Genomic DNA, 23,111 nt, shown 5'->3' with positions numbered 1-23,111 from the left:
CCTCCTCATCGCAAGCCTGAAGCTAGAACAGGAAGTAGCGCTGCGCCATGGGCAGCACCGTCGCCGGCTCGCATGTGAGTAGCTCGCCGTCGGCACGGACCTCATAGGTTTCGGGGTCGACGTCGATTTCAGGCATGGCATCATTGAGGATCATCGAGCGCTTGCCGATGCCGCCGCGGGTGTTTTCGACCGCCACCATCTCTTTTGCCACGCCGATGCGGTCGCGCAGGCCGCCCTCCAGCCCGGCCTTCGAGACGAAGGTGATCGAGCTGTGGGTCAGCGCCTTGCCATAGGCGCCGAACATCGGCCTGAAATGGCTCGGCTGCGGCGTCGGGATCGAGCCGTTGGGATCGCCCATCGGCGCGGTGGCGATCCAGCCGCCGAGCAGGACCATATCGGGCTTCACCCCGAAGAAGGCCGGATTCCACAACACCAGGTCGGCGCGCTTGCCGACCTCGATCGAGCCGATCTCGCGCGACATGCCATGCGCGATCGCCGGATTGATGGTGTATTTGGCGATGTAGCGGCGGGCACGGAAATTGTCGTTGTTGCCTTTTTCCCCGGGAAGCGATCCGCGCTGGCGCTTCATCTTGTCGGCGGTCTGCCAGGTCCGGATGATCATCTCGCCGACGCGGCCCATGGCCTGGCTGTCGGATGAGATTACCGAAAACGCACCGAGGTCGTGCAGGATGTCTTCCGCCGCGATGGTCTCCTTGCGGATGCGGCTTTCGGCGAAGGCGATGTCTTCGGGGATCGACGGCGACAAATGATGGCAGACCATCAGCATGTCGAGATGCTCTGATATGGTGTTGACCGTGTAGGGTCGCGTCGGGTTGGTCGAGGCCGGGATGACGTTCGGGTACTGGCAGACCTTGATGATGTCAGGCGCGTGGCCGCCGCCGGCACCTTCGGTGTGGAAAGAGTGGATGGTGCGGCCCTTGAAGGCGCCGACGGTGTCCTCGACGAAACCGCCTTCGTTGAGCGTGTCGGTGTGGATCGTCACCTGGACGTCATAGGCGTCGGCGACCGACAGGCAGGTGTCGATGGCCGCCGGCGTCGTGCCCCAGTCTTCGTGCAGCTTGAGCCCGCAGGCGCCGGCCAGCACCATCTCCTCCAGCGCGCCCGGCAGCGAGGCGTTGCCCTTGCCGAAGACACCGATGTTCATCGGCAGGCCGTCGAAGGCCTGGATGATGCGGGCGATGTTCCATGGTCCCGGCGAACAGGTAGTGGCGAGCGTGCCATGCGCCGGGCCGGTGCCGCCGCCGACCATGCAGGTGACGCCGGAGTTCAGTGCTTCGTCGACCTGCTGCGGCGAGATGAAATGGATGTGGGTGTCGATGCCGCCGGCGGTCAGGACCTTGCCTTCGCCAGCAATGACCTCGGTGCCCGGTCCGATGATGATGGTGACGCCGGGCTGGGTGTCTGGGTTGCCTGATTTGCCGATGGCGGCGATGCGCCCGTCCCTGAGGCCGACATCGGCCTTGTAGATGCCGGTGTGGTCGAGGATCACGGCATTAGTGATGACGCAGTCGACGGCACCCTGGGCGCGGCTCAGCTGGCTCTGGCCCATGCCGTCGCGGATGACCTTGCCGCCGCCGAACTTCACTTCCTCGCCATAACAGGTGAAGTCGTTCTCGACCTCGATGAACAGCTCGGTGTCGGCGAGCCGGACCTTGTCGCCGACGGTAGGGCCGAACATCTTGGCATAGGAGGCGCGGGAGATTTGTGCCGGCATCAGAGTTTACCCATCACCTTCTTCTGGAAACCATAGACCTCGCGCTTGCCGCCATAGGGCACCAGCGTGACGTCGCGCTCCTGGCCGGGCTCGAAGCGCACGGCGGTGCCGGCGGCGATGTCGAGCCGCATGCCGCGTGCCTGTTCGCGGTCGAATTTCAGGCCGCCATTGGTCTCGTAGAAATGAAAGTGGCTGCCGACCTGGATCGGCCGGTCGCCCGTATTGGCGACCTTGAGCGTTACCGTCGGCTGGCCCTTGTTGAGCTCGATCGAACCTTCGGCCGTAATGATTTCACCGGGGATCATGCTCTTATGCTCCTAGCGCCAGCCAGAGGCCGCCGAGGGCCGTGGCAGCGCCGGCGATGCGGGTGACGAGGCGGCCGGTGTCGCCGCCGAAGGCGCCGCCGATGCCTAGGCCGAGACCAACGCCGGTGGCATGCAGCAGTGCCGTCGACAGCGCAAAGCCGATGCCGAAGCTCAGCGCGCCGGCCGAGCCGAGTTCGCCGCCATGGGCGTGGCCGTGGAAGAAGGCGAAGACGCCGACCACCAACATGCCGGCCCATGTCGGGACCTTGAGCGCGATCGCGGCAAGCAGGCCGATCACCACGACGGATGCGAGGATGACCGGTTCGACGAAGGGCAGGGGCGCTCCGGCGATGGCAGCCGCGAAGCCAACGGCCATGGTGGCGACGAACGCCGCGGGCAACAGCCACAGGGCGCGGCCGCCGAGCAGGGCAGCCCACAGGCCGACGGCCACCATGGCGAGGATGTGGTCCATGCCGAACAGCGGATGCGACACGCCGGCGAGCAGCGAGCCGTGCTCATCCGGATTGAGGTGGGCGAAGGCGGGTGCGACCGACAAAGACATCAAGGAGAAGGCGGCAGCGAGACGCTTGGGCATCGTTGATAACCTTTCGTTCAGGGCAATCAGGCGGCGGATTTCGACGCGCAGCCTTCGGCTTTCAGCACGCGCCTGGTCGAAGCAGGATATTTCGCAAGCATGGCCGCGGGCCGGATCGGCCGAGCCGAAAAGTTGCCGCCGCAATTGGGGCAGCTGCCCGAGAGCACACCTTCCGCGCAGTCGCTGCAGAAGGTGCATTCGAAGGTGCAGATGACGGCGTTCTTCGCCTCGGGCGGCAGGTCGCGGTCGCAGCATTCGCAATTGGGACGCAGTTCGAGCATGGCGGCCTCAGCGGATCGGTTCGTGGACGGTGACGAGCTTGGTGCCGTCGGGAAACGTGGCTTCGACCTGGACGTCGTGGATCATCTCGGCAATGCCATCCATGACCTGGGCGCGGGTGATGACATGAGCGCCTGCTTCCATCAGCTCGGCGACGGAGCGGCCGTCGCGGGCGCCCTCGACGATGAAGTCGGAAATCAGTGCCACCGCTTCGGGATGGTTGAGCTTGACGCCGCGCTCCAGACGCCGGCGCGCGACCATTGCCGCCATGGCGATCAGAAGCTTGTCCTTTTCCCTTGGCGTCAGGTTCATTCGCGCACCGAAATTCTTAGAGTGACCACAATCTGGGCAGTCCTGCCCGTCCATTGAGCAGGGCGACCAGCGGCATGAGTCGTTTCCGTAGCGTGTAGCCGTCCCCGGCGTAAAGCCTCGCAAGAAGCTTGCCAGTTTGCCCGACCGTCCAGAAGCTGGCGCCACCGTCGTCGCCGACGATTTGCCGCGCTGGCTCGAGCAGCTGTTCGCCGCGTTCGGAGACGAGCAGCAATGTTGCAACGGCGATGCGCCCGTCGCCCGAGGCCGGCCGGTTGAGTGTTTTGCCGATGTCGGGACCGACGGAAAAATCTTCGGCATGGATAAGCCGGCCCTCGCGCCTGATGCGCCAGCGGTCACGGAAGGTGCCGTTTTCGACGCGCTCGCCCATGGCGGAGCGGCCGAACACGGTCGCCTCGACGATCAGCGCCTCGGCGCCCGCGGCGAGATCGGCGTCGAGCGTGCGTGAAAAGGCGGCGCGGTCGTAACTGATCGTTTCCTGCGGCAGCCAGCCGAGGAAGCCGCCGGCGCCTACCGACAGGCGAACATCGACCTCGGCGTGTCCGGCAAGCGCGCGGTAGACCTTCTCGCAGGCTTGGGTTGTGAGGACGGCGCGCGCGGCCGCACCGACCGAAACCTCCCAGTCGAGCCTGTCACCGCCGGTCAGCCCGCCGGCCATGTTGATCAGCACCGCTTCGAGCGGATCGGCGCTGGTCTCGGGCAGCCTGATCTTGGCCGCGCCATCCTGGTAGAGGCGGGCGAGACGGCTGCGGCCGGCGCGGTGCTCGACCTCGATGCGGGCCCGCGCCTTCACGCGCTGCGTGGAAATTGCCGCTGCGTCAGCCTGGGCGGACAAGGATGTGCCTGATGTCATGATGCCCGGAGGGTAACGGCAATGGGGGATTTGTCGATATACAAGCTTGTTGCCTCCTCGCGTTTCGCTTTCTATACAGGGACGCCTTTTTGGCTCAATTCGGGGGCGGTATCGTCTGATAATGTCAGGTTCTGGCCCGGCGCAGGGCTGCCGGCACGGACATGACAAGTTAGAGAGTTCTGGGGAAGGGTATTTATGGCCGACCAGTTGGCAACGGACATCATCGCCAAGATCAAGGCGCATGCCGAGGAAGGTGGCGAAGAGATCACGCTCGGCACCGAGCTGACGGCGCTTGGCATCCACTCGCTCGAACTCACCGAGATCATCTTCGACCTCGAGGAAGAGTACGATATCGAGATCGAGATGAATACCGTCGACGCCTGGAGCAACCTCAAGAATGTCGGCGACATGGTCGAAGCCGTTCGCGCCCTGATTGCAAAATCTGCCTGAGATGAAGCGTCCCCGCATCGTCATCACCGGTATCGGCGGGCTGTGCGGGCTCGGCACCGATGCACCCGCCATCTGGGATGCCATGCGCGCCGGCCGTTCGGCCATCGGGCCGCTGACCAATGGCGAGCTGCATGAGCTGAAGATCCGGATCGGCGCCGAGATCAAGCAACTGCCCGAGCACGGCATCGACCGCAAGCAGCTCGTTTCCATGGACCGCTTCAGCCTTCTCGCCGTGATCGCGGCCAAGGAAGCGTTGCGCCAGTCCGGCCTGGTTGTGAACGAAAGCAACACGCATCGTGTCGGCACGATCGTCGGCGTCGGCGTCTGCGGCTGGGAAGCGATCGAAGAGAATTACCGCGCCATCCTGCTCGAAGGCCGGAACCGCGCCGCCATCTTCACCGTGCCGAAGGTCATGCCGGGTGCCGCCGCCGGCCAGGTCAGCATGAACCTTGGCCTGCGCGGGCCGGTGTTCGGCGTCACCTCCGCCTGCTCGTCGTCTAACCACGCATTCGCAACCGCAATGGACCAACTGTTGCTCGGCCGCGCTGACGCGATCGTCGCCGGCGGTACCGATGCGCCGCTGGTGTGGGGCGTGATCAAGGGCTGGGAAGCGCTGCGCGTCGTTGCGTCCGACACGTGCCGTCCGTTCTCCGCCGACCGGCAAGGGCTGGTTCTCGGCGAGGGCGCCGGCATGGTCGTGCTCGAAACCTATGACCACGCCGTTGCCCGCGGCGCGACGATCCTGGCCGAACTTGCCGGAACCGGCATGTCTGGCGATGCCTCCGACATCGTGGCGCCGACTGTCGAAGGCCCGACATCGGCGATGCGCGCCTGCCTGGCGGATGCCGGACTGGCCCCTGAGGACGTCGATTACATCAACGCCCATGGCACCGGCACCAAGGCCAACGACCAGATCGAAACGGCGGCCATCCGTCGGGTCTTCGGCGCCCATGCCGACAAGCTGTCGGTGTCGTCGACCAAGTCGATGCATGCCCATTGCCTCGGCGCCTCGGGTGCGCTCGAAATGATCGCCTGCGTCAATGCCGTGCGCGAAGGCATCGTGCCGCCGACTGCGAACTATCGCGAGGCGGACGCCGATTGCGATCTCGACGTGACGCCGAACGTCGCGAAGAAGCGCGACGTGCGTGTGGCGATCAGCAACGGGTTTGCCTTTGGCGGCACCAATGCCGTGGTGGCGGTCAAGGCAGTCTGACCGCCGTCTCCGGTCTCATCTGTCATTTTGACAAAACAGGCGCGCTGCATATTGATGCGGCGTGTCTGCATGACTAACTCTTGGCGGCCCCCACCATTCTGGCCAGCGCGCTTCACGCCGGCCCATCCCACGAGGAACCGTCGATGAGCGATCTCACTCCATTTCCGATTGCTGCCCGCTGGCCGGCACAGCACCCCGACCGCATCCAGCTCTATTCCTTCCCGACGCCGAACGGCGTGAAGGTATCGATCGCACTCGAAGAGCTCGACCTGCCCTACGAGGCGCACGCCATCAATATCGGCAAGAACGAGAGCTGGACGCCCGAGTTCCTGTCGCTCAACCCGAACGGCAAGATCCCGGCGATCCTCGATCCCAACGGCCCCGGCGGCAAGCCGCTGGCGCTGTTCGAGTCGGGCGCGATCCTGCTCTATCTTGCCGAGAAGACCGGCCGCCTGATCCCCGCCGACCGCGCCCGCCATTACGAGACCATTCAGTGGGTGTTCTTCCAGATGGCGTCTGTCGGCCCGATGTTCGGCCAGCTCGGCTTCTTCCACAAATTCGCCGGCCGCGAGATCGCGGACAAGCGCCCGCTCGAGCGCTATCGCGACGAGTCGCGCCGCCTGCTCGGCGTGCTCGACAAGCGGCTCGAAGGCCGCAAGTGGATCATGGACGACGACTACACCATCGCCGACATTTCGATGCTCGGCTGGGTGCGCAACCTGATCGGCTTCTACGACGCCGGTGACCTTGTCGGCTTCAAGAGCTTCGAGAATGTCGGGGCATGGCTGGAGCGGGGCCTGGCCCGCCCGGCGGTGCAGGCAGGCCTGAACATTCCAGCACGCGGCTAGTCAGCCCGAAGATCGAAAGAAAGCGCCGCGCGTCCTCGTGACACGCGGCGCTTCTGATGACTGCGGACCGTCAAAGCGGCCCGGTACGTCCGATCACCAGGTCGGCTTCGCGCCTGGCGGCGAGCACCCGGTCGATGTTGGGCATGTCGTTGCTGTCGATCCAGTTGCGCGCATCGGCGTCCGAGCGGCCATGCTCGCGCCAGCGCTCGACCAGCCGCCGCTCCAGCTCCTCGCGTGGCACGTCGACGAAGATGGTAAAGTCGAACAATTGGTGCAGCCGCTGCCACGGCTCTTCGTCGAGCAGCAGATAGTTGCCCTCGACGAGAATGAACTTGACGTCGGCCGAGACGATCTCGGCTGCCGCCCGCGACAGCTCGATGCTGCGGTCGAAGACCGGGATGGCGATGTCGGGTTCGGCGGCGCGCAGGCGCTTGAGCAGCACTTCGAAGCCGGCGAAATCGAAGGTTTCGGGCGCGCCCTTGCGCTCGCTCAGGCCACGACTGGCCAGCACCGCGTCGTCGAAGTGAAAGCCGTCCATCGCCACCACTGCGGCCGAGCCTTCGGGCAGCACGTCGCGCAGCGCCGCCGACAGCGTCGACTTACCCGATCCGGGCGGGCCGGCGATGCCGATCACGAAGCGCTCGGCATGGTGGGCGCGCTTGAACAGGGTTGCGGCGATGTGGGCGATTTCGGACATGGATCTCCCCAATGGTTTCGATGACATTCTGCCGCCGCACCCGTCAAAAATGAGGCGGCCGCTGCGTCACTTCAAGATCGGCTGGCCGATCCGCAGAAAGGTTTCGTCGAACGGTGCCTCGCGCCGGCTGCCATCGGCGAAGGTCAGGCGCAGACGGCCCCGCAGGGCTTCGACCTGCAACGGCGCTTCGCCGCCATCCCAAGGCATGGCACCGACAATCTGGCGGAAGGCGACGCGACTGCCGAGTGCGAAGGCCGTCTCTATGCCTTCCTGCTTCAGCCAGTTATCGCCTAGGGATGCGGCATGGCCGATCGCCGATCGCCCGTCCTCGATGCCGAGCACGCCGTGCCGGCCGTTCCACGGCGCGTAGTAGCGGCCGCCATTGCTGATCCACAGCATGGTGACGGGCAGTTCGGCCGGGTTCTTCAGCACCAGCACGACGTCGGCCTCGGCCGTGCGCGCCACTGCCGTCCAGCCCATGCCGCCATGATCGGCCTCGACGAGGGTGACGAAATCCTCGTGCCGGCGCGTCGCACTGTAGCAGGTGAGGTCGGTTTGGCTGCCATCCGCTGTCGGGAAGCGGGTGAGGTCGGCGCTGCGGGCGGGATAGGCGAGCAGATGGGCGCCGCGCGCCGGGTCGGGCTCGGTCACATCGGGCGGTGTCGCTGCCAGCCGCTTCGGCGAAAAGGCGAGGCGGCCGCCAGCGGCCATCTCGGTGATCGGATGGTGGGCGACCGATATGGAACCCGCACCGCCGGTGAACGAATGCTCCTGGTAGAGGAACGGGTGGTCGTCGCGCAGGATGAGCGTCTTGTCGACGGTGGCGCCCATCACCTTGTGCCGCAGCCGGAAGCTGACGCGGCGTCCGCCTGATATGGTTTCGTCGGCGAGCAAATCCCATGCGCTGTTGGCCGGCCAGCCATGCAGCGGTGCCGCTTCCACGTCGCTGCGCGAAAACGGCGCGCACAGGAAATCACCCGACAGCCTGACGACACCTTCGGGCAGGCCTTCAGGCAAGTCTTGGCGGTCGATCCAGGGCGCGCGGTGCAGCGGCTTCAGCGTGCGTCCGCCGCTTGTGATGGCGAAATCGGCGATGTGGCCAACGGCAAGGTCGAGCGCGGCTGATATGCCCTCGGCCTGGAAACCATGCTCACTCATGCCAAATCACCTCGCTATGTCAGCCAACAGAGCCGATTTGGCATCCTTCGCGCAAGCCGGCGGGTGTAACCAATATTCAACACCGCCGGCGCAACATGCATCTGCTGCGCCAGGCGAAATGGACGGAACGGCGTGCGTTCTGTAATTTTCGGCTGTTGTTGCCGGCCGGCATGTGACAAATCCCAATCTTGGGCCCAATTTTGGCGATCACCGACAGGTTCTTTTCTTGTTAGCCCAGACCCACTCTTTCTTGCCGCCTTTCAGACTTACCCGGTCTCTGTGGTCTGGGCTGTGGCGCACTATCGTGGCGCTGCTTGCCGTGGTCACGCTTGTCACCGGCTGCGCCACTTCGGAGACGCTGAATGTCGCGCCGCAAGCCGCTGCGCCCGACAAATTCGCGGCCATCGTCGTCGACGCCTCCAACGGGCGCACGCTTTACCAGGCCTATGCGACGGCGCCGCGTTATCCCGCTTCGCTGACCAAAATGATGACGCTGTATCTGACTTTCGAGGCGATGCAGCAGGGTCGCGTCGCCAAGACGACGTTCATTCCGGTGTCGGAGAATGCGCGCTCGCAGCCGCCGTCCAAGCTCGGCTTCAAGCGCGGCGAGCAGATCGAGCTCGATGCGGCGATCCGGGCGCTGGCGACCAAGTCGGCCAATGACGTGGCCGTGGCCGTCGGTGAATATCTCGGCGGTTCGGAAGAAGGTTTTGCCCGACAGATGACGGCGAAGGCGCGTCAGCTTGGCATGACCAGCACCGTCTTCCGCAACGCCTCGGGCCTGCCCGATGCGCAGCAGCGGACGACGGCGCGCGACATGGCCGTGCTCGGCATGGCGCTGCGCAAGCACTTCCCGCAACATTATTACTACTTCTCGGCCACCGACTTCAATTTCCGCGGCAAGCGTATCCGCGGCCACAACGACCTGCTCGGCCGGGTCAACGGCGTCGACGGCATCAAGACCGGCTACATCAGGGCCTCGGGCTTCAACATCGTCACCTCGGTGCAGGCCGACGGCCGCAAGCTGGTGATCGTCGTCATGGGTGGTGACACGGCGCGCAAGCGCAACGCCCAGGTCGAGGAGATGATCGTGCGCTACATGCCGCAGGCAGCCGGCGGCAGCCTGGCATCGCAGATGTTCACCCCGGCACCGGCGGCCACCGCAGTGGCAGCACCCCTGCCGGCACCCGCTGCCCCCGGCATGCCTATGCCGGTCGACACGTCAGCGACCATCCAGCAGGGCGACGCGCCCGTGCCGATGGGCGAAATCCAGTAGCCAGACGGGTTGGTGCCGCGCGGCTCAGGCCGGCGCGGTGTACTGATCGTCAGTGACGTGCTCGAGCCAGTCGACGGCACGGCCGTCGAGTGCCTCCTGCAGCGCGATGTGGGTCATGGCCGTTGCCGCGGAGGCACCGTGCCAGTGCTTTTCGCCGGGCGCGAACCATACCACGTCGCCGGTTCTGATCTCCTCGACCTTGCCGCCCCAGACCTGGGCCCAGCCGAGGCCTGAGGTGACGACCAGTGTCTGGCCGAGCGGATGGGTGTGCCAGGCCGTGCGCGCGCCCGGCTCGAAGGTGACGGTGACGGCGCGCAGCCGCGCCGGCGCCGGCGCCTCCAAGATCGGATCCTGACGCACCGCGCCGGTGAAATAGTCGGGCGAGGGCGTTGCCGAAGGCCGCGAACCGCTGCGTTTGATGTCCATCTTTTTTTGTCTCCTGTGGTCTTGCCTGCCCGGTCTCTTCGGAGCGCGGAGCCTCATTTCCGTTGCTACGCTATTCCGGACGGAAAACCACTGCACGCTTTTCCTGGAGTGTTGTTCCAGTAAGCATTGCGGACGGGATTACTCACGCATTTTGCGGACGGGAATGCCGCGTTGATGGACGTCGCCTCGCATCTCTCCGACAAGGTCAGGCAGCAGTCGCACCGTTTGGCCGCGGCAGTCGGCCCGGCCCCAGACCGATCGACGCATCGAAGCGGCCTCAGTCCGGTAGGGCGACGATCGCCCGCCCGCTGGTCAGGTCGGCGATCATCCGCACGATCGTTTCGACGTCGGCCTCGGGCAGCGCCACCTTCAATTCGGCACCGGTCGCGGTGAAGGTCTCGGCAACGATGCGCACGCCCGACTGGGCCGCGAGCCTTGCCTGGACGATCGCCAGATCGGCGAAGCCGCAGGTGATTTTCGCTTCGACCGAGATGACAATCTCGGTCTTGGCGGCCGCCCGCAGGCAGGCGGCCGCAGTGCCGCCATAGGCTCGCACCAGCCCGCCGCTACCCAACAGGATGCCGCCGAACCAGCGCGTGACGACGACGGCGACATTGTCGAGGTGCTGGCCGTCGAGCGCCGCAAGGATCGGTTTGCCGGCCGTGCCGCTCGGCTCGCCGTCATCGCTGAAGCGATAGCTCTGGCCGATGCGCCAGGCCCAGCAATTGTGGTTGGCCCCGGCATCGGAATGGGCCGCAACAAACGCCTTCGCCGCCACCTCGTCTGCCACCGGCCCAGCAGCAGCCAGGAAGCGGCTCTTCTTGATGTCCTGGGCGAAGGTTTCGGGTTGAGCGAGCGTGAACATGTCTGGTGGCGTTAGACAATGCCGGGCGGGTGGCCGTCAATTGCGCCGTGCGAGCGGAATGGCACGTTAGGCTGTCCCAAGGCGGAGGCAGTGGTGAGGCTGCGATTTGCAGGTGCCGGGCATAGCGATTTGCCACTACCCCCCGTTGCCGCCCGCCGCGGCATCGGTTATGAACGCACGTCGTCCGGTGCGCCGGGCGTGGTTCGCGGCCTGCCGCGGACGAGCACCCGTAGCTCAGCTGGATAGAGCGCTGCCCTCCGAAGGCAGAGGTCACAGGTTCGAATCCTGTCGGGTGCGCCAGCTTATTTCTGTACAGCCCGAAGACATAGGTAACAGTTTGTACCTAAGACATGGGTGACAACCTCGTGCCGAACGGGTTGTCGATGGTCTGCAGGGTCCTCTGTTCGAGGTCGATATAGCCAAGATCATAGTGCATGAAGGAGACGAGCCAAATGGCGTCGTCGACTTCAGTGATTCCGAGCCTCTGGCCGGCGAGCACGGTCGAGATATTGATCTTCTTGCGGTGCATGCAGATGCGGCCACAGGCGGTGACGAGGATGTCGCGGTCATGGAAGGGGTAATGCAGGTCTGGCAGCCCCTCATAGGCTCTTGAAGAGGGCTTATAGAGTTCGTCCGGCACCTTCATGCCGATCGCTTGGTGCGGTCGTTCGGCATTGAATTCGCTGACGAATGCATCGAACCTGGCCTGCTGCTGTAGAATGTTCATGCCCGGCGGCCGGGTCGTCTCCTGCTTGAGGGTCCGGTGCATACGCTCATGCCTGCCGTTCTGCTGCGGGTTGCCGGGTTTGATGCGCTCGATGTCGATGCCCAGCCGCAGCCAGAAGACCGAGAGCCTGGACAGATTGTAGAGCCCGTTGGGAGAGGCGAAGGGCAGCCCGTTGTCGCTTCTGATCGCCGCCGGCAGGCCGCGCTGTTTGAACAACCTCACGAAGGCTTCGACGACGGGCACCTCCCGCGTTGATTCGAGGGCTTCGCACAGAAGGATCATGCGCGAGGCCTGGTCAGTCACCGTCAAAGGGTAACAGTACTGGCGATTGCCGAGCCTGAACTCGCCCTTGAAATCGACACACCACAGATCGTTGGGGCAGCATGCCGCCGACAGCGGCGTGCCCTCGGCCTTGCAGCGCCGCCTCTGACGGGCGCGCGTGATAAGGCCGTGGCGGTCGAGCACGGCATGGACCGTGCTCGTCGACGGCAGCCGAACGTCGCCGGCCAGCTTGCGCACCAGAAGCTCACGGATCTTCCTGGCGCCCCAGTGCGGCTTGTCCTTCTTGGCCTTCACAATCGCCTGCTCGATCTGACAGGGCAGTTGGTTGGCATAGCGGACCGGCCGCCGTGACCGGTCGGTCAGCGCCTCCAGGCCGTCGTCCTTGTAGCGGTTGAGGATCTTGTAGCCGGTCTTGCGGGAAATCCCGAACTCTCGGCACACATCACTCATGCCCTCGCCATCCAGAAGCCGCGCAACAAAACGAAGACGTTCCTCCATCACCGAACTCTCCTTCCACGGCATCAACACCTCCGGCCAAAAGCCAAAAGTGTTACCCATGTGTCCGGTACGAAACGTCACCTATGTCTCGGGTCGCTCAGTCCGAGCTCGCTCGCCTCTTGGCTAAAGGGGCACTTTCGCCACGCTGTCCTTGTAGTCCTGCTTGGGGTCACCCAGGCCCAGGAACATCTTGACGCCGGCAACGAGGCTGGAAGCGTCGAGCCAGATCTGGGCGTCCGCCGGTTCGAACCGCAGCAGCCTGAGCTTCGGATCATCCTTGCCCTTCTCGAACCACGCGGCGACGAAGCGGTTCCACAGCCGATCGATCGTGCTGCGGTCGCCGTCGATCCTGAGGGTGCCATGGACGGTGGCAAACAGGTCATGTTTCTTGGCCGCGTAGACCAGCGTTGCTTTTCTGGCGCGCGCCAGCTTGCCTGCAAGCTCCGTGTCGCTTGCCGTGAAGAAGTAGATGGTCTTACGTTCGCCATCGAACTGCGCGGTCATCGGGCGCGGGTCGATGCCTGAGACGCTTACCATCACGGTCATGTCTGAACGTATCGACTTCCAGAATTTTGCTGCGAACTCTCGCTTGTCGGCCATTGTGAATCTCCTTGAAGGAGGTTCAACCCCTGGCGTCTCGGGAGGTTCCATCTGAGGGGCGGCGAAGGGAGTTCCCGAGCGTCTCGGTCTGGCCAACTGTTCGTAAGCGGCGGGGGAGTGTCTGGGGCCCTGACTGCGGACAGACCGGAGCGGCGTCTCCGTCGCCCCCTTGATCAGAAATTGACGCCGAGACTGGCCCTGAAGCTCTGGTCGACCACGCCGGAGCCGAACTGGCCGGTATAGGCTATGCCGAGCTTGGCATCGGGGCTCAGCGCGAGGTCGAGACCGGCTTCGATGATCGCCACATCCTTCGCCACCGGCGTGCCGGCGACGGTGAAGGCGGCGCCGCCTGAGAAGGCGACCGAGGTCAGCGGGGTGACGTCGCCGAAGGCGTGGCGCCAGCCGGCCATCCCGCGCAGCGTGGCGTCCATGCCGCGGATGGCAATGTCGGTGCTGGCCCTGACGCCGAGCGTCGTGAACGTCGTCTCGGCGGTTGAGGCGTTGGCCGTCAGCGCTGCCTGGCCGCCCTTCTCGGTGAAGCTGTCGGTCCTGACATTGATATAGGCATGCGCTGCGAAGGGCTCGACGATCGCGTCGCCCGTCTGCAGGCGATAGCTCGCCTCGCCGAAGACCTGGGCGATGCCGGCGTCATAGCTGGCGGTCAGCCTGTCCTTGAAGTTGGCAAAGGCAACGGTGCGGCTGGTCTCGATATCCGTCCAGCTGTAGGCGGCGCCGGCGCGCAGGCCGAACGCCTGCCACCGGCCGCCCGCGAAGACACCGGCATGGTAGGCGCTGCTGTCACCCGAGGACGCGCGGTCGTCGGCATCGAAGCTGCCATTGCTGTAACCGGCGAAGGCACCGATGCGAAGGTTGTCGCCGATGCCGGCATCGAGACCGCCGATGAAGCCGCCGGTGGTCCGGCCGAAAGCTGCCGCGTTGCCGTCGCTGCCGGTCTTGCCCCACGAGCCATAGGCCTGACCCCAGAAGGCCATACGCTCGGTCGTCGCCTCGGCGATCTCGGGGCCGTCGGGGCCATAGGCCATGACGGGCAGGGCTTGCGTGCCGATGTCGCCGAAGGCAGCGCGGATACGGTCGTTGGCGGCACTGGCGAGGAAGCGGCTATCGTCGACGAGCATGCCGCCGACCGAGGCGTGGACCTCGCCCGACAGTGCGTCGAAGGCCTTGCGCGCGGCGTCCTTGTCGAGATTGACGATAGCCTTGTAGATCGCGTGCTTGTTGCCCAGCTTGTCGGCTGCCCCGCCGGCGGCGAACTGGTTGCGGGTCGCGGCGATGTCGGTGAACTTGATGTCGTTGCGGTCGAGCGACAGGCCGACGGCGTTGCTGGTGTAGGTCAGCGTCGGCGTCAGGAAGGCGAGGTTGCTGCTGACGGAAGCGAACTGGCCGAGCACGCCGGTTGCCGCGGTCAGGATGGTGTACTGCGTCGACGGTGCGTAGTTGCCGCTGCCGGCCAGCACCTGGACTGTGCCGCCCGAGAGCGTCGCCTTGCCGGCGACGGAGAGCCTGTCGGACTTGGTCGTGTCGACATCGACCTGGAAGGTCGAGCCGGCGGCGAAGCTGGCGTCGCCGGTGACGCTGAGCGTGCCGATCGAGCTGCCGGTGTTGACGATCGAACCGGACTGGGCGGTCAGCTTGCCGATGATGCCGGTGCCGCCGAGGGTGGCACCCGAGACGACCGTCACCGCCGACCTGGCGAGCGAGCCATTCACAGAGAGCTTGCCGGCGCTGACCGTCGTGTCACCCGAGAGCAGGCTGGTGCCGGTGAGGGTGAGCGCGCCGTTGCCCGACTTGGTGAAGCTGCCGGTGCCGTTGATGGCATTGGCGAAGCTGGCATCGGTGGACTGGTCAATGATGAAGGCGGCGTTGTTGAGGATCGCGCCGCTGCCGAAGCTGGTGGCCGAGCCGGAGAGCGTGCCGGCGGCGATGGTCGTGCCGCCAGTGTAGCTGTTGGTGCCTGACAGCACGGTCTTGCCCGTGCCGATCTGCTTGACCGCGCCGCTGCCCGAAATCGCGCCAGCGAAGGTCAGAAGGTCGGAGCGGTTGAAGGCCAGTGTGCCGGAATTGGCGACGTCGCCGGTGATCGAGCCGCTCGTGGCGCCATTGCCGATCTGCAGCGTTCCGGCACTGATCTTCGTGCCGCCGGCATAGGTGTTGGTACCGGTCAGCGTCAGCGTGCCGGTGCCCGTCTTGGTAAGCTTGCCCTGGCCGGAGATCGTGCCCGACGCCGTGAGGTCCGCCTGGGCGTCGAACGTGCCGCCTGCCAGACGCAGCTCGATGTCGCGCGCGGTGGTAGTGGCGGCGGTGTTGGTCAGGATGCCGCCAATGAAGGTGAGGCCGCCTGAAGCCGCGCCGAGATTGCCGTCGGAGGAGATCGACAGCGTGCCGCCTTTGATCGTGGTGCCGCCGGTGTAGCTGTTGGCGCCGCTGAGCACGAGCGTGCCGTAGTCGTCCTTGACCAGTCCGCCGGCGCCGGTGAGCTCGGATTCGATCGATGCAACGGTGCCGGCGCTCGACACCGTGCCGTCGCCGACGCGGATGGTGGTGGCGGTATCATGCAGGCCGATCGCGTCGCCCTTGAGCACGTAGCCGCTGGTCGCGAACTGCATGCCGGTGACCGATATGCGGCCCTGGCTCGAGTCGACGGTCACCGTACCGGCTGTGCCCTGGAAGATGGCGTAGCCGGGCTGGGGCGCCATCGGTGCGTTGAAGGCGCCATCCTGGCGGGTCCAGTTGCCGCCTTGGGCGCTCCACGTTCCGGAGCCGCCGTCGACGCTGCCGTTGTTGAGATTGCCGCTGGCGCCGCCATCCCAGAAGGCGAGCGCCGTGCCGCCGGTGTTGATCAGGTTGATCTGCTTGGCCACCTGTGTCTGGATGGTGAGGTCGCTGGCCTGGAAAGCGCCGGGTACGGTGCCGATGACCAGGCCGTTGTCGGTCAGCGTGCCGCCATAGTCGATCAGCCGGTAGACGCCGGCGCCGAAGTCGTTGCCGCCGCTGACATTGAGCTTGCCGTCCAGCACGAGGTCGCCCTTGACGTCGATGCGGTCGCTCTGGGCGCCGAGCTCGAAGTCGAGATTGGCGCCGTTGGACAGGTTGAGCGAACCGACCGTCAGCGTGCCCTTGCCGGCGCCAGGCGCGATATGGCCGCCGTCGGAGACGGTGACGCTGCCCGAGACCGTGCCCGAGCCGGACAGCGTCGCGCCGCTGTCGACGCTGACGGCGGTAATGCCGAGCTTGCCGTTGACCTGGAGCTCGCCGGCCTTGACCGCGGTCGCGCCGGTGTAGGTGCTTTCGCCCGACATGGTCTGCTTGCCGCTGCCCTGCTTGGTGAAGCCGCCGCTGCCCGACATGACGCCTGAGAATTCGGTGTCGTCGCCATTGCCCGATGTCAGCGTGCCTGCCCCAAGCTTCACGTTGCCGGCGCCGGTCAGCGAGGCGATGGTCTGGTTGTGACCGTTGATGTCGAAAGTCGCGCCCGAGCCGACGCTGACTGCGCTGCCAGAGGCGATCGTGTTGACGGCGCCCGCGGTCAGCGTGCCGGCATCGATTTTGGTTGCGCCTGTGTAGGTGTTCGCGCCGGACAGGGTGAAGCTACCCGTGCCCTTCTTGGTCAGGCCGCCGGTGCCGGTGATGACGCCGGAAAATTCGGTCGAGCCGTTGTTGCCGCCCGCGGTCAGCGTGCCGGCTCCAAGCGAAACCGTGCCCGCGCCGGCGAGAGAGCCGATGACCTGGTCGAAGCCGTCGAGATCGAGCTCGGTACCGCTGGCGACTTCGACCGCGCTGGCCGAGGAGAAGCTGTTGACAGCCCCCGCCTTGAGGCTACCGCCATCGAGCCAGGTCTTGCCGGTGTAGCTGTTGGCGCCGCTCAGGGTGAAGACGCCGGCACCTATCTTGGACAGGTTGCCGGCGCCGGAAATCGAGCCGGAGAAAATGGTCGAGGCGTCGTTGCCACCCGTCGTCAGCGTGACCTCTTGCGGCGAACCCCAGAGCGGCCTGGCCACGCCGAGCGTGACTGAGCCAGCGCCTGCCAGCGAGCCGATACGCTGGTCGTAGCCGTCGAGGTCGAGCGTTGCATCGGCCTTGACGGTCATCGCGCCAGTCATGTCGAATGCGTCCGCATTGCCCGCCTTGAGCGTGCCTTCGCTGGCCGTGGTCGGGCCACCGTTCTGCATGGCCTTGACGACCAGCGTGCCGTCGCCGGTCTTTTCCACGGCATTCGGTGCGCCACCACCGCTGAGAATGTAGCCCGAATGCGTGGCCGTACCCGACGCGACCGACAGCACGGTGTTTTCCTGCTGCAGGGTCATTATGTTGGCGAGGTCGACACCGGCGCCATAGTCGAGGCCGCCGCCGAACATCATGATGTAGCCGGTGCCTGCGGCGAGGCTGTTTTCAAGCCGCAACGTTCCGGCAAGCGAGTAGACGATGCCGTCGAAACCGCTGCTGTCGCCCGACAGCGTGAGCTTGCCGGCGCCGTACTTCTTGAAGTCGCCGGATCCGCTGATGCTGCCGTCATAGCTGGTATCGTCGGAACGGTCGAACACCAGTTGACCGGAGTTGCTGACGTCTCCTGAGAGCGAACCCTTGGTCTCGGTGTTGCCGATCTGGAGCACGCTGCCGCTGTCGATGGTGGTGCCGCCGGAGTGGCTGATGTCGCCGCTCGTCATGACGATGCTGTTGCCGGTCAGCGTCACCGTGCCGCTGCCGGTGATGTCGCCGGCAAATTCACCATTGGCTTCCGTGTTGTTGAAGACCAGGGCGCTGTTGTTGAGCACGTCGCCCTTGATCGAACCGCCATTGCCGATCTGCAGCGTGCCGGCGTTGATCGTGGTGCCGCCGCTGTAGAAGTTGGCGGAGGTCAGGGTTGTCGTGCCGGTGCCGTTCTGCTCGAGGCGGCCGGTGCCGCCAATGTAGCCGCTGATGACGAGTGCGTCGTCGGAGCGGTTGAAGGCCAACACGCCGTTGTTGACGATGTCGCCGGCGACCGAGCCCGACGTGCCGCCATCGCCGAGCTGCAAGGTGCCTGCGGAAATGGTGGTCTTGCCGGTGTAGGTGTTGTCGCCGGTCAGGATCAGCGTGCCGAGGCCGAGCTTGTCGAGTTCCGTCATGTCGCCATCGGCGATGATGGACCCGATCGTTGCCGTGACACCGCTGTCGGTGTTGATGAAGCTCGCATTTTCGTTGCCGAACGGGTTGCCCGACAGGGCCAGTGTGCAGCCGGTCATATGGTAGCCGTCGGTCGAGAATTGCAGGCCCTGGAAGGCCAGCGTGCCGTCCACGGTGACCGTTCCGGCCGTGCCGGCGAAGACCCCGACCTCGCCGCGCCAGCCATCGTTGATGGTGGCCTCGCCGGGTGCGCCGGTCCAGTTGCCGTTGGAAGCGCTCCAGGTGCCGCTGCCGCCGTCGACGGTGCCGTTGCCGGCGAGATCCGAGCCGTCCCAGAATTGCAGCAGCTGGTCGTTGTTGCGCAGGATGAGGTTGACCTGGTTGGCGACCGAAGTGCTGATGAAGGCGTCGGTGGGCAGCGTGTCGAAAGACCCGGTGACACTGCCCGAGACGTTGAACAGCCGGTAATAGCCGGTCACCGCATTGGGCGTCTCAAGCGTGCCCCCGAGCGTCAGGTCGCCATTGACGATGACGAGGTCGTTGGTCGGGCCGCCAACGACGCCTGACGTGCCGAGCTCGAAGATGCTGGTCGAGCCGCTGTTGAGGGTGAGGTCGCCGTCGACGGTCAGCGTGCCCGGGCTGTTACCGGCCGAAAGCGTGCCGTTGACGATGGTGGTCGCGATGGTGCCGCTGCCGCCGATGGTCGCGCCGGCATCGACCGTGACGCTGGAGGACGACGCGATCGAGCCGTTGACGACCAGCTTGCCGGCGGAAACCTTGGTTGCGCCGGTGTAGCTGCTGGTGCCTGTGAGGATGGTGGTGCCGGTGCCGGCCTGATCGAACGTTCCGGCGCCCGAGATGGCATTGGCGACGGTGACGATGTCGGAGCGGTTGAAGGCGAGCGTGCTGCCGTTCTCGACGCTTCCCGAGCCCAGCTTGCCTGACGTGGCGCCGTCGCCGACCTGCAGCGTGCCGGCGGTGATCTTCGTCGTGCCAGCGTAGATGTTCTCGCCCGACAGCACAGTGGTGCCGCTGCCCTTCTGCGTCAGCCCGCCGGTACCGGACAGGATGCCACCGAAGGTCACCAGGCTCGACCTGTTGAAGGCAAGCGTGCTGTCGTTCAGGGCGACGACAGAGCTGCTGCCGATGCCGCCGCCCGAAGTGCCGTCGCCGATCTGCAACGTGCCGCCGACAAGCGAGGTGGTGCCGGACATGGTGTTGGCGCCGCTCAGCGTCAACGTGCCGTAGCCCTGCTTCTCCATGGTGCCCGTGCCGGAGAAGCCGTTGGCGAGGGTGTAGTCGCCGTCCCGGTTGAGGACCAGCATCGCGTTGTTGACGACCGCGCCGCTGCCGAGCGTGGCGGGGTCGCCATTGCCAAGGGTAAGCCTGCCTGCCGAGATGGTCGTTCCGCCGGAGTAGCTGTTGACGCCGTTGAGGACCAGATCGCCCGACCCGGTCTTGACCAGGCTGCCCGCGCCGCTGATCGCGCCGTTGAGGACGATCGAGGTGTCGGTATCGAGCGTGGCGGCGGCATCGAGATCGAAGGCATTGTCGAGCCAGCCGTTGGTGCCGCGCAAGGTTGCCGCGCCGCCGAAGGCCACGGTGCCGGTGCCGAGCCCCCCGGACCCGTCGACCTCGACTGTGCCGCTGCCGATGTAGGTGCCGCCGGTATAGGTGCTTGGCCCGCGCAGCAGGAGCTTGCCGGAGCCGGCTTTCACAAGTTCGGAGCCGGCACCGCTCAGGCCCGTGATGCCGGTCCGGCCGCTGCCGTCGATGGTCAGCCGGTGACCGGCGCCGTCCACGCCGCCGAGGAACTCGAAGCCGGTGCCCGCTTCCGTCAGCACCAGCGCGGTGCCGCTCAGGGTGGCCTGGGCCATCGCGCTGCTTTCGCCCGAGACCGTGTGCAGGGCGCCCTTGCCGTTGGCGCCGGTGCCCTTGAGCCTCAGCGCGCGCGTGTCGATCGACATGTCACCGTCGATCTCGAGCGTTGCATTGGCCGCGACATCGATGGCGCTCGAACCGTTGCCGAGCGCACCAGCATTGCGGACACTGAGCGTGCCGGCATTGACGGCGATGCCACCTGAGAAGGTGTTCGCGCCGGTCAGGATCGTCTTGCCCGTGCCGCGCTGGCTGAAGCCGCCATTGCCGTTGATGCTGTTGGCGAGCGTATAGGTGTTGGAACGGTTGACGGCGACCGTGCCGTTATAGTTGTCGATCGCGCCGAGAACGGAGCCGCTGGTCCCGCCATTGCCGAGCTGGAGCGTGCCAGAGTAAATTTCGGTACCGTTGGAATGGCTGTTGTTGCCGCTTAGGATCGTGGTGCCACCGCCCAGAATTGTCACCCTGCCGCCACCGGAGATGACGTCAGCGAAGGTCAGCGTGTTCGAGCGATTGAACGTCAGCGCAGTGCCGCTGGCCAGCGCGACGTTGCCGGCTAGCGAACCTGACGTGCCGCCATCGCCGATCTGCAATTGACCGCCGCTCACCGTGGTGCCACCGCTGTGCGTGTTGGCGCCCGTGAGCGTGAGCATGCCGCTGCCGACCTTGGTCAGCGAGCCGGTGCCCGAGGTCGCACCGGCGAAAGTCGAGGACACGTCGCCCTGGCCGACGGTCAGGGCGCCCGCGCCGAGCGCCACCGCGCCGGCGCCGGTCAGCCTGCCGATGGTCTGGGCCTTGCCGTTGAGGTCAAAGGTGGCGCCGCCGGCGACGGAGAGATCCTTGCCGAACAGCAGGCTGCCGCCGGCGCCGAGCCTGAGCGTGCCGGCATTGACCGCGGTGCCGCCAGCATAGGTGTTGGTGGCGCCAAGCACCACAGTGCCGGCGCCCGACTTGGACAGCGCGCCGGTGCCGCTGAGCAGGCCGTTATAGGTCAGTGTCATGCCGGCGTCGGCAGAAAGCCCCCCGCCGCTGGCGCCGAGGGTGGCGTCGCGGCCGGTGGCGAAGGATGCGGTGGCATTCAGCGTGCCGCCGTTGAAGCTCAGCACGCCGTTGCCGAGGCTGGCGTCGGACGCGACCGACAGCGTACCGCCCGAAATGTCTGTGCCGCCGGTGTAGGTGTTGGTGCCGGTCAGCGTGACCGTGCCAGGGCCGATCTTGTTGAGCCCTGCCGTCCCAGTGAGTTTTGTCGCGTAGGAGCCGGCCTCGAGGTTGAAGGCGGTCGATGCCTCGATGGTCCCGGCGCCCGTGGTGCTACCGCCGGTTCCGGCGAACGTTGCGACGGAGAGCTTTCGTCCGGCGGCGATGTCGACCGTGGCGCCGGTGCGGTTGAACAGCTGGTCGATGCCGGACAGGCTGCCGCCCGACAGCGACAGCGTGCCGCCATCGTTGTAGAACGCGCCGGCGCTGACCACGTCGCCGTTCTTGACGTTGAACTGCCCCTGATTGGTCACCGCCCCGTAGGTGGCCTTGACCGTCGCGGTGCCGTTGAGATTGAGAACCGCACCGGCATAGTTGAGAAAGGCGGTTCCCGCGTCGATGATGCCCTGATCGGCGACGTTGATCGTGCCTCGGTTGTTGAACTCGGCATAGGTGGTTTCGAGTTTTGCAGCAGAGCCGATGTTGATCGTCGCGTAGTTGGTGCCGGCGCCGAGGCTCAGCCACCTCGATGCCCCGAGCGTGACCAGGCCATAGTTTTGCAGGTCGTGGATCGCCTTGGCATCGTTGGCAGCGGTGCTGCCTTCGACCTTCATCTCCGCCCCGCCGTCTACCAGTATCCAGGTCGGCCTGACGCCGCCCGAATAGTTGCCTGCGATGGTGGTGACGCCGGCGCCGAGATGGATCGCGCCCTGGACGGTGCCCTGATTGGGGGCGGTGCCCAGACTGGTGACCCGGTTGGTTCCGCCTGTGATGTAGATCGCGTCCTGCCCGTTTTGCGAGCGTCGGATCGCGCCTGCGGTGCCGATGGTGATGTTCAGGTTCTGGCCGCGGATGCCGACACCCGCAGCGCCGCTCGGCGCCCGAGCACCCGCCCAGCCACCGCCCGCACCGCCATCGAGGCCGGAGACATCGCCATTGACGATGATCGTCGCGCCGTTCGGATCGGTGACCGAAATGCCATGGCCGCCATTGCCGCCGGCGCCCATGTCACTGGCTCGCAATGCACCGCCCGGTCCACCATTGGTATGACCCTCGGTGCCGTCACCGCCGAACCCGCCGCGCACAAAAACACCGGCGCCCACGGTTACTGTGGTGGAGCCGCTCGTACCGCCGACGAGAATGCCGCTGCCGCCACCGCCACCGCCACCGCCGCCGCCGATCGAGGTGCCGCCAATCTGAACACCGGCGTAACCGCCCTTGCCGCCCTTGCCGCCATACGAGTTCTGATTGACGTTGACGATACCGGAGTTGACGACCAGGCCGGCGCCGCCGCCACCACCGCCACCACCGCCGCCTGCGCCGTTGTAGCCCCTGCCACCACCACCGCCGTTGTCAGAAACACCACCGCCGCCACCGCCAAAGCCGCCATCGGCGCCGCCGTTGCCGCCATTGCCTCCAGAAGGCTGGCCGTTGCCCGACTGGCCGCCGCCGCCGCCGTTGCCGCCGGCCGCGTTGACAGCGGGCATGCCGAACGAGCCGGCTCTGGTGCCACTACCGTTGCCGCCATTGCCACCGTCGTTGCCGATAGTATCGGCCGCCGCCGCCTGGATCGCCGGGCCAAGCACCAACGGCGCAATCAGCGCCGAGCAGGCAAGCAGCGCCATGCGGTACCGGCCGTGCCGGGATGATTGCGACGACACCGGCACGACGGTCTTCGCATCCGTCGCGGCATTGTCACGAATGGCTTCAAGGTCGCCGCTGGTGCTGCTCACGTGATATTCCCTGTATCGCGGACGCAAACCGGCAGCCGGCGGCGC

At 65.9% G+C, this 23,111-nt stretch carries 17 protein-coding genes and 1 tRNA gene; 5 read left to right on the top strand and 13 right to left on the bottom strand.

What is annotated here, in order from left to right; translation table 11 throughout:
• Positions 1-22: 22 nt before the first annotated feature.
• The 6 genes from ureC to IG197_RS12820 are packed head-to-tail and all read right to left on the bottom strand — an operon-like array spanning position 23 to position 4,097.
• Positions 23-1,735, bottom strand: coding sequence for an urease subunit alpha (gene ureC, locus IG197_RS12845; RefSeq protein ID WP_192319286.1), 1,713 nt, complete (start codon positions 1,733-1,735; stop codon positions 23-25).
• Positions 1,735-2,040 (bottom strand): urease subunit beta, encoded by a 306-nt coding sequence (locus tag IG197_RS12840; protein ID WP_067955182.1) that lies wholly within the window; start codon positions 2,038-2,040, stop codon positions 1,735-1,737. Before IG197_RS12840 ends, ureC begins: the two co-directional genes overlap by 1 nt.
• 4 nt (positions 2,041-2,044) lie before the next feature.
• A complete protein-coding gene (locus tag IG197_RS12835; protein WP_192319283.1) occupies positions 2,045-2,635 on the bottom strand; it encodes a HupE/UreJ family protein in 591 nt (196 codons plus the stop codon).
• Positions 2,636-2,661: 26 nt separating this feature from the next.
• On the bottom strand, positions 2,662-2,916 hold the full coding sequence (locus IG197_RS12830) for a DUF1272 domain-containing protein (RefSeq protein WP_067955178.1): 255 nt from the start codon (positions 2,914-2,916) through the stop codon (positions 2,662-2,664).
• A 7-nt stretch (positions 2,917-2,923) separates the two neighbouring features.
• The gene (locus IG197_RS12825; protein ID WP_115729710.1) at positions 2,924-3,226 is read right to left on the bottom strand and encodes an urease subunit gamma; all 303 of its coding nucleotides are present in this window, start codon (positions 3,224-3,226) and stop codon (positions 2,924-2,926) included.
• A 16-nt stretch (positions 3,227-3,242) separates the two neighbouring features.
• A complete protein-coding gene (locus tag IG197_RS12820; protein WP_154385762.1) occupies positions 3,243-4,097 on the bottom strand; it encodes an urease accessory protein UreD in 855 nt (284 codons plus the stop codon).
• A gap of 195 nt (positions 4,098-4,292) precedes the next feature.
• Between IG197_RS12820 and IG197_RS12815 the strand changes: the two genes are divergently transcribed.
• From IG197_RS12815 to IG197_RS12805, 3 genes are all read left to right on the top strand, one after another.
• Positions 4,293-4,547, top strand: a complete 255-nt coding sequence (locus IG197_RS12815) for an acyl carrier protein (RefSeq protein WP_067955172.1) — start codon at positions 4,293-4,295, stop codon at positions 4,545-4,547.
• A 1-nt stretch (position 4,548) separates the two neighbouring features.
• The gene (locus IG197_RS12810; protein ID WP_192319280.1) at positions 4,549-5,760 is read left to right on the top strand and encodes a beta-ketoacyl synthase; all 1,212 of its coding nucleotides are present in this window, start codon (positions 4,549-4,551) and stop codon (positions 5,758-5,760) included.
• Between the two features lie 143 nt (positions 5,761-5,903).
• Positions 5,904-6,608: a glutathione S-transferase N-terminal domain-containing protein gene (locus IG197_RS12805; protein ID WP_154385764.1), complete on the top strand. Its 705-nt coding sequence runs from the start codon at positions 5,904-5,906 to the stop codon at positions 6,606-6,608.
• 70 nt (positions 6,609-6,678) lie between these two features.
• Here the strand turns inward: IG197_RS12805 and IG197_RS12800 are convergent, their stop codons facing one another.
• Together IG197_RS12800 and IG197_RS12795 are read right to left on the bottom strand one after the other, a co-directional pair.
• Complete coding sequence (locus tag IG197_RS12800) at positions 6,679-7,305, bottom strand: nucleoside triphosphate hydrolase (RefSeq protein ID WP_067955166.1); 627 nt, start codon at positions 7,303-7,305, stop codon at positions 6,679-6,681.
• Between the two features lie 66 nt (positions 7,306-7,371).
• The gene (locus IG197_RS12795; RefSeq protein WP_192319277.1) at positions 7,372-8,463 is read right to left on the bottom strand and encodes a hypothetical protein; all 1,092 of its coding nucleotides are present in this window, start codon (positions 8,461-8,463) and stop codon (positions 7,372-7,374) included.
• A 304-nt stretch (positions 8,464-8,767) separates the two neighbouring features.
• Here IG197_RS12795 and IG197_RS12790 point away from each other — a divergent pair, with 304 nt between their 5' ends.
• Entirely contained in the window at positions 8,768-9,739 is a 972-nt protein-coding gene (locus IG197_RS12790; protein WP_371746537.1) for a D-alanyl-D-alanine carboxypeptidase family protein, read from the top strand.
• Positions 9,740-9,763: 24 nt separating this feature from the next.
• On the opposite strand, the gene IG197_RS12785 is transcribed toward IG197_RS12790, so the two are convergent.
• Positions 9,764-10,165: a cupin domain-containing protein gene (locus IG197_RS12785; protein WP_192319275.1), complete on the bottom strand. Its 402-nt coding sequence runs from the start codon at positions 10,163-10,165 to the stop codon at positions 9,764-9,766.
• 277 nt (positions 10,166-10,442) lie between these two features.
• Positions 10,443-11,030 carry a YigZ family protein gene (locus IG197_RS12780; protein WP_192319272.1) on the bottom strand — a complete coding sequence of 196 codons (588 nt, stop codon included), beginning with the start codon at positions 11,028-11,030 and terminating at the stop codon, positions 10,443-10,445.
• A 223-nt stretch (positions 11,031-11,253) separates the two neighbouring features.
• Between IG197_RS12780 and IG197_RS12775 the strand changes: the two genes are divergently transcribed.
• Positions 11,254-11,330: transfer RNA gene (locus IG197_RS12775), tRNA-Arg, on the top strand.
• Between the two features lie 43 nt (positions 11,331-11,373).
• Here IG197_RS12775 and IG197_RS12770 read toward each other — a convergent pair.
• The 3 genes from IG197_RS12770 to IG197_RS12760 all read right to left on the bottom strand — a co-directional run bounded on the left by IG197_RS12770 (position 11,374) and on the right by IG197_RS12760 (position 23,066).
• Positions 11,374-12,561 carry an IS481 family transposase gene (locus IG197_RS12770; RefSeq protein WP_192315358.1) on the bottom strand — a complete coding sequence of 396 codons (1,188 nt, stop codon included), beginning with the start codon at positions 12,559-12,561 and terminating at the stop codon, positions 11,374-11,376.
• A 99-nt stretch (positions 12,562-12,660) separates the two neighbouring features.
• The gene (locus IG197_RS12765) at positions 12,661-13,137 is read right to left on the bottom strand and encodes a pyridoxamine 5'-phosphate oxidase family protein (RefSeq protein WP_192319269.1); all 477 of its coding nucleotides are present in this window, start codon (positions 13,135-13,137) and stop codon (positions 12,661-12,663) included.
• Between the two features lie 173 nt (positions 13,138-13,310).
• Positions 13,311-23,066, bottom strand: coding sequence for an autotransporter-associated beta strand repeat-containing protein (locus IG197_RS12760; protein ID WP_192319266.1), 9,756 nt, complete (start codon positions 23,064-23,066; stop codon positions 13,311-13,313).
• Positions 23,067-23,111: the final 45 nt, after the last annotated feature.

Source organism: Aminobacter sp. SR38, assembly GCF_014843375.1.
Taxonomy (GTDB): domain Bacteria; phylum Pseudomonadota; class Alphaproteobacteria; order Rhizobiales; family Rhizobiaceae; genus Aminobacter; species Aminobacter ciceronei.
Note: the sequence above shows the minus strand (reverse complement) of the source record. Positions and strands in the feature narration are given on the sequence as shown.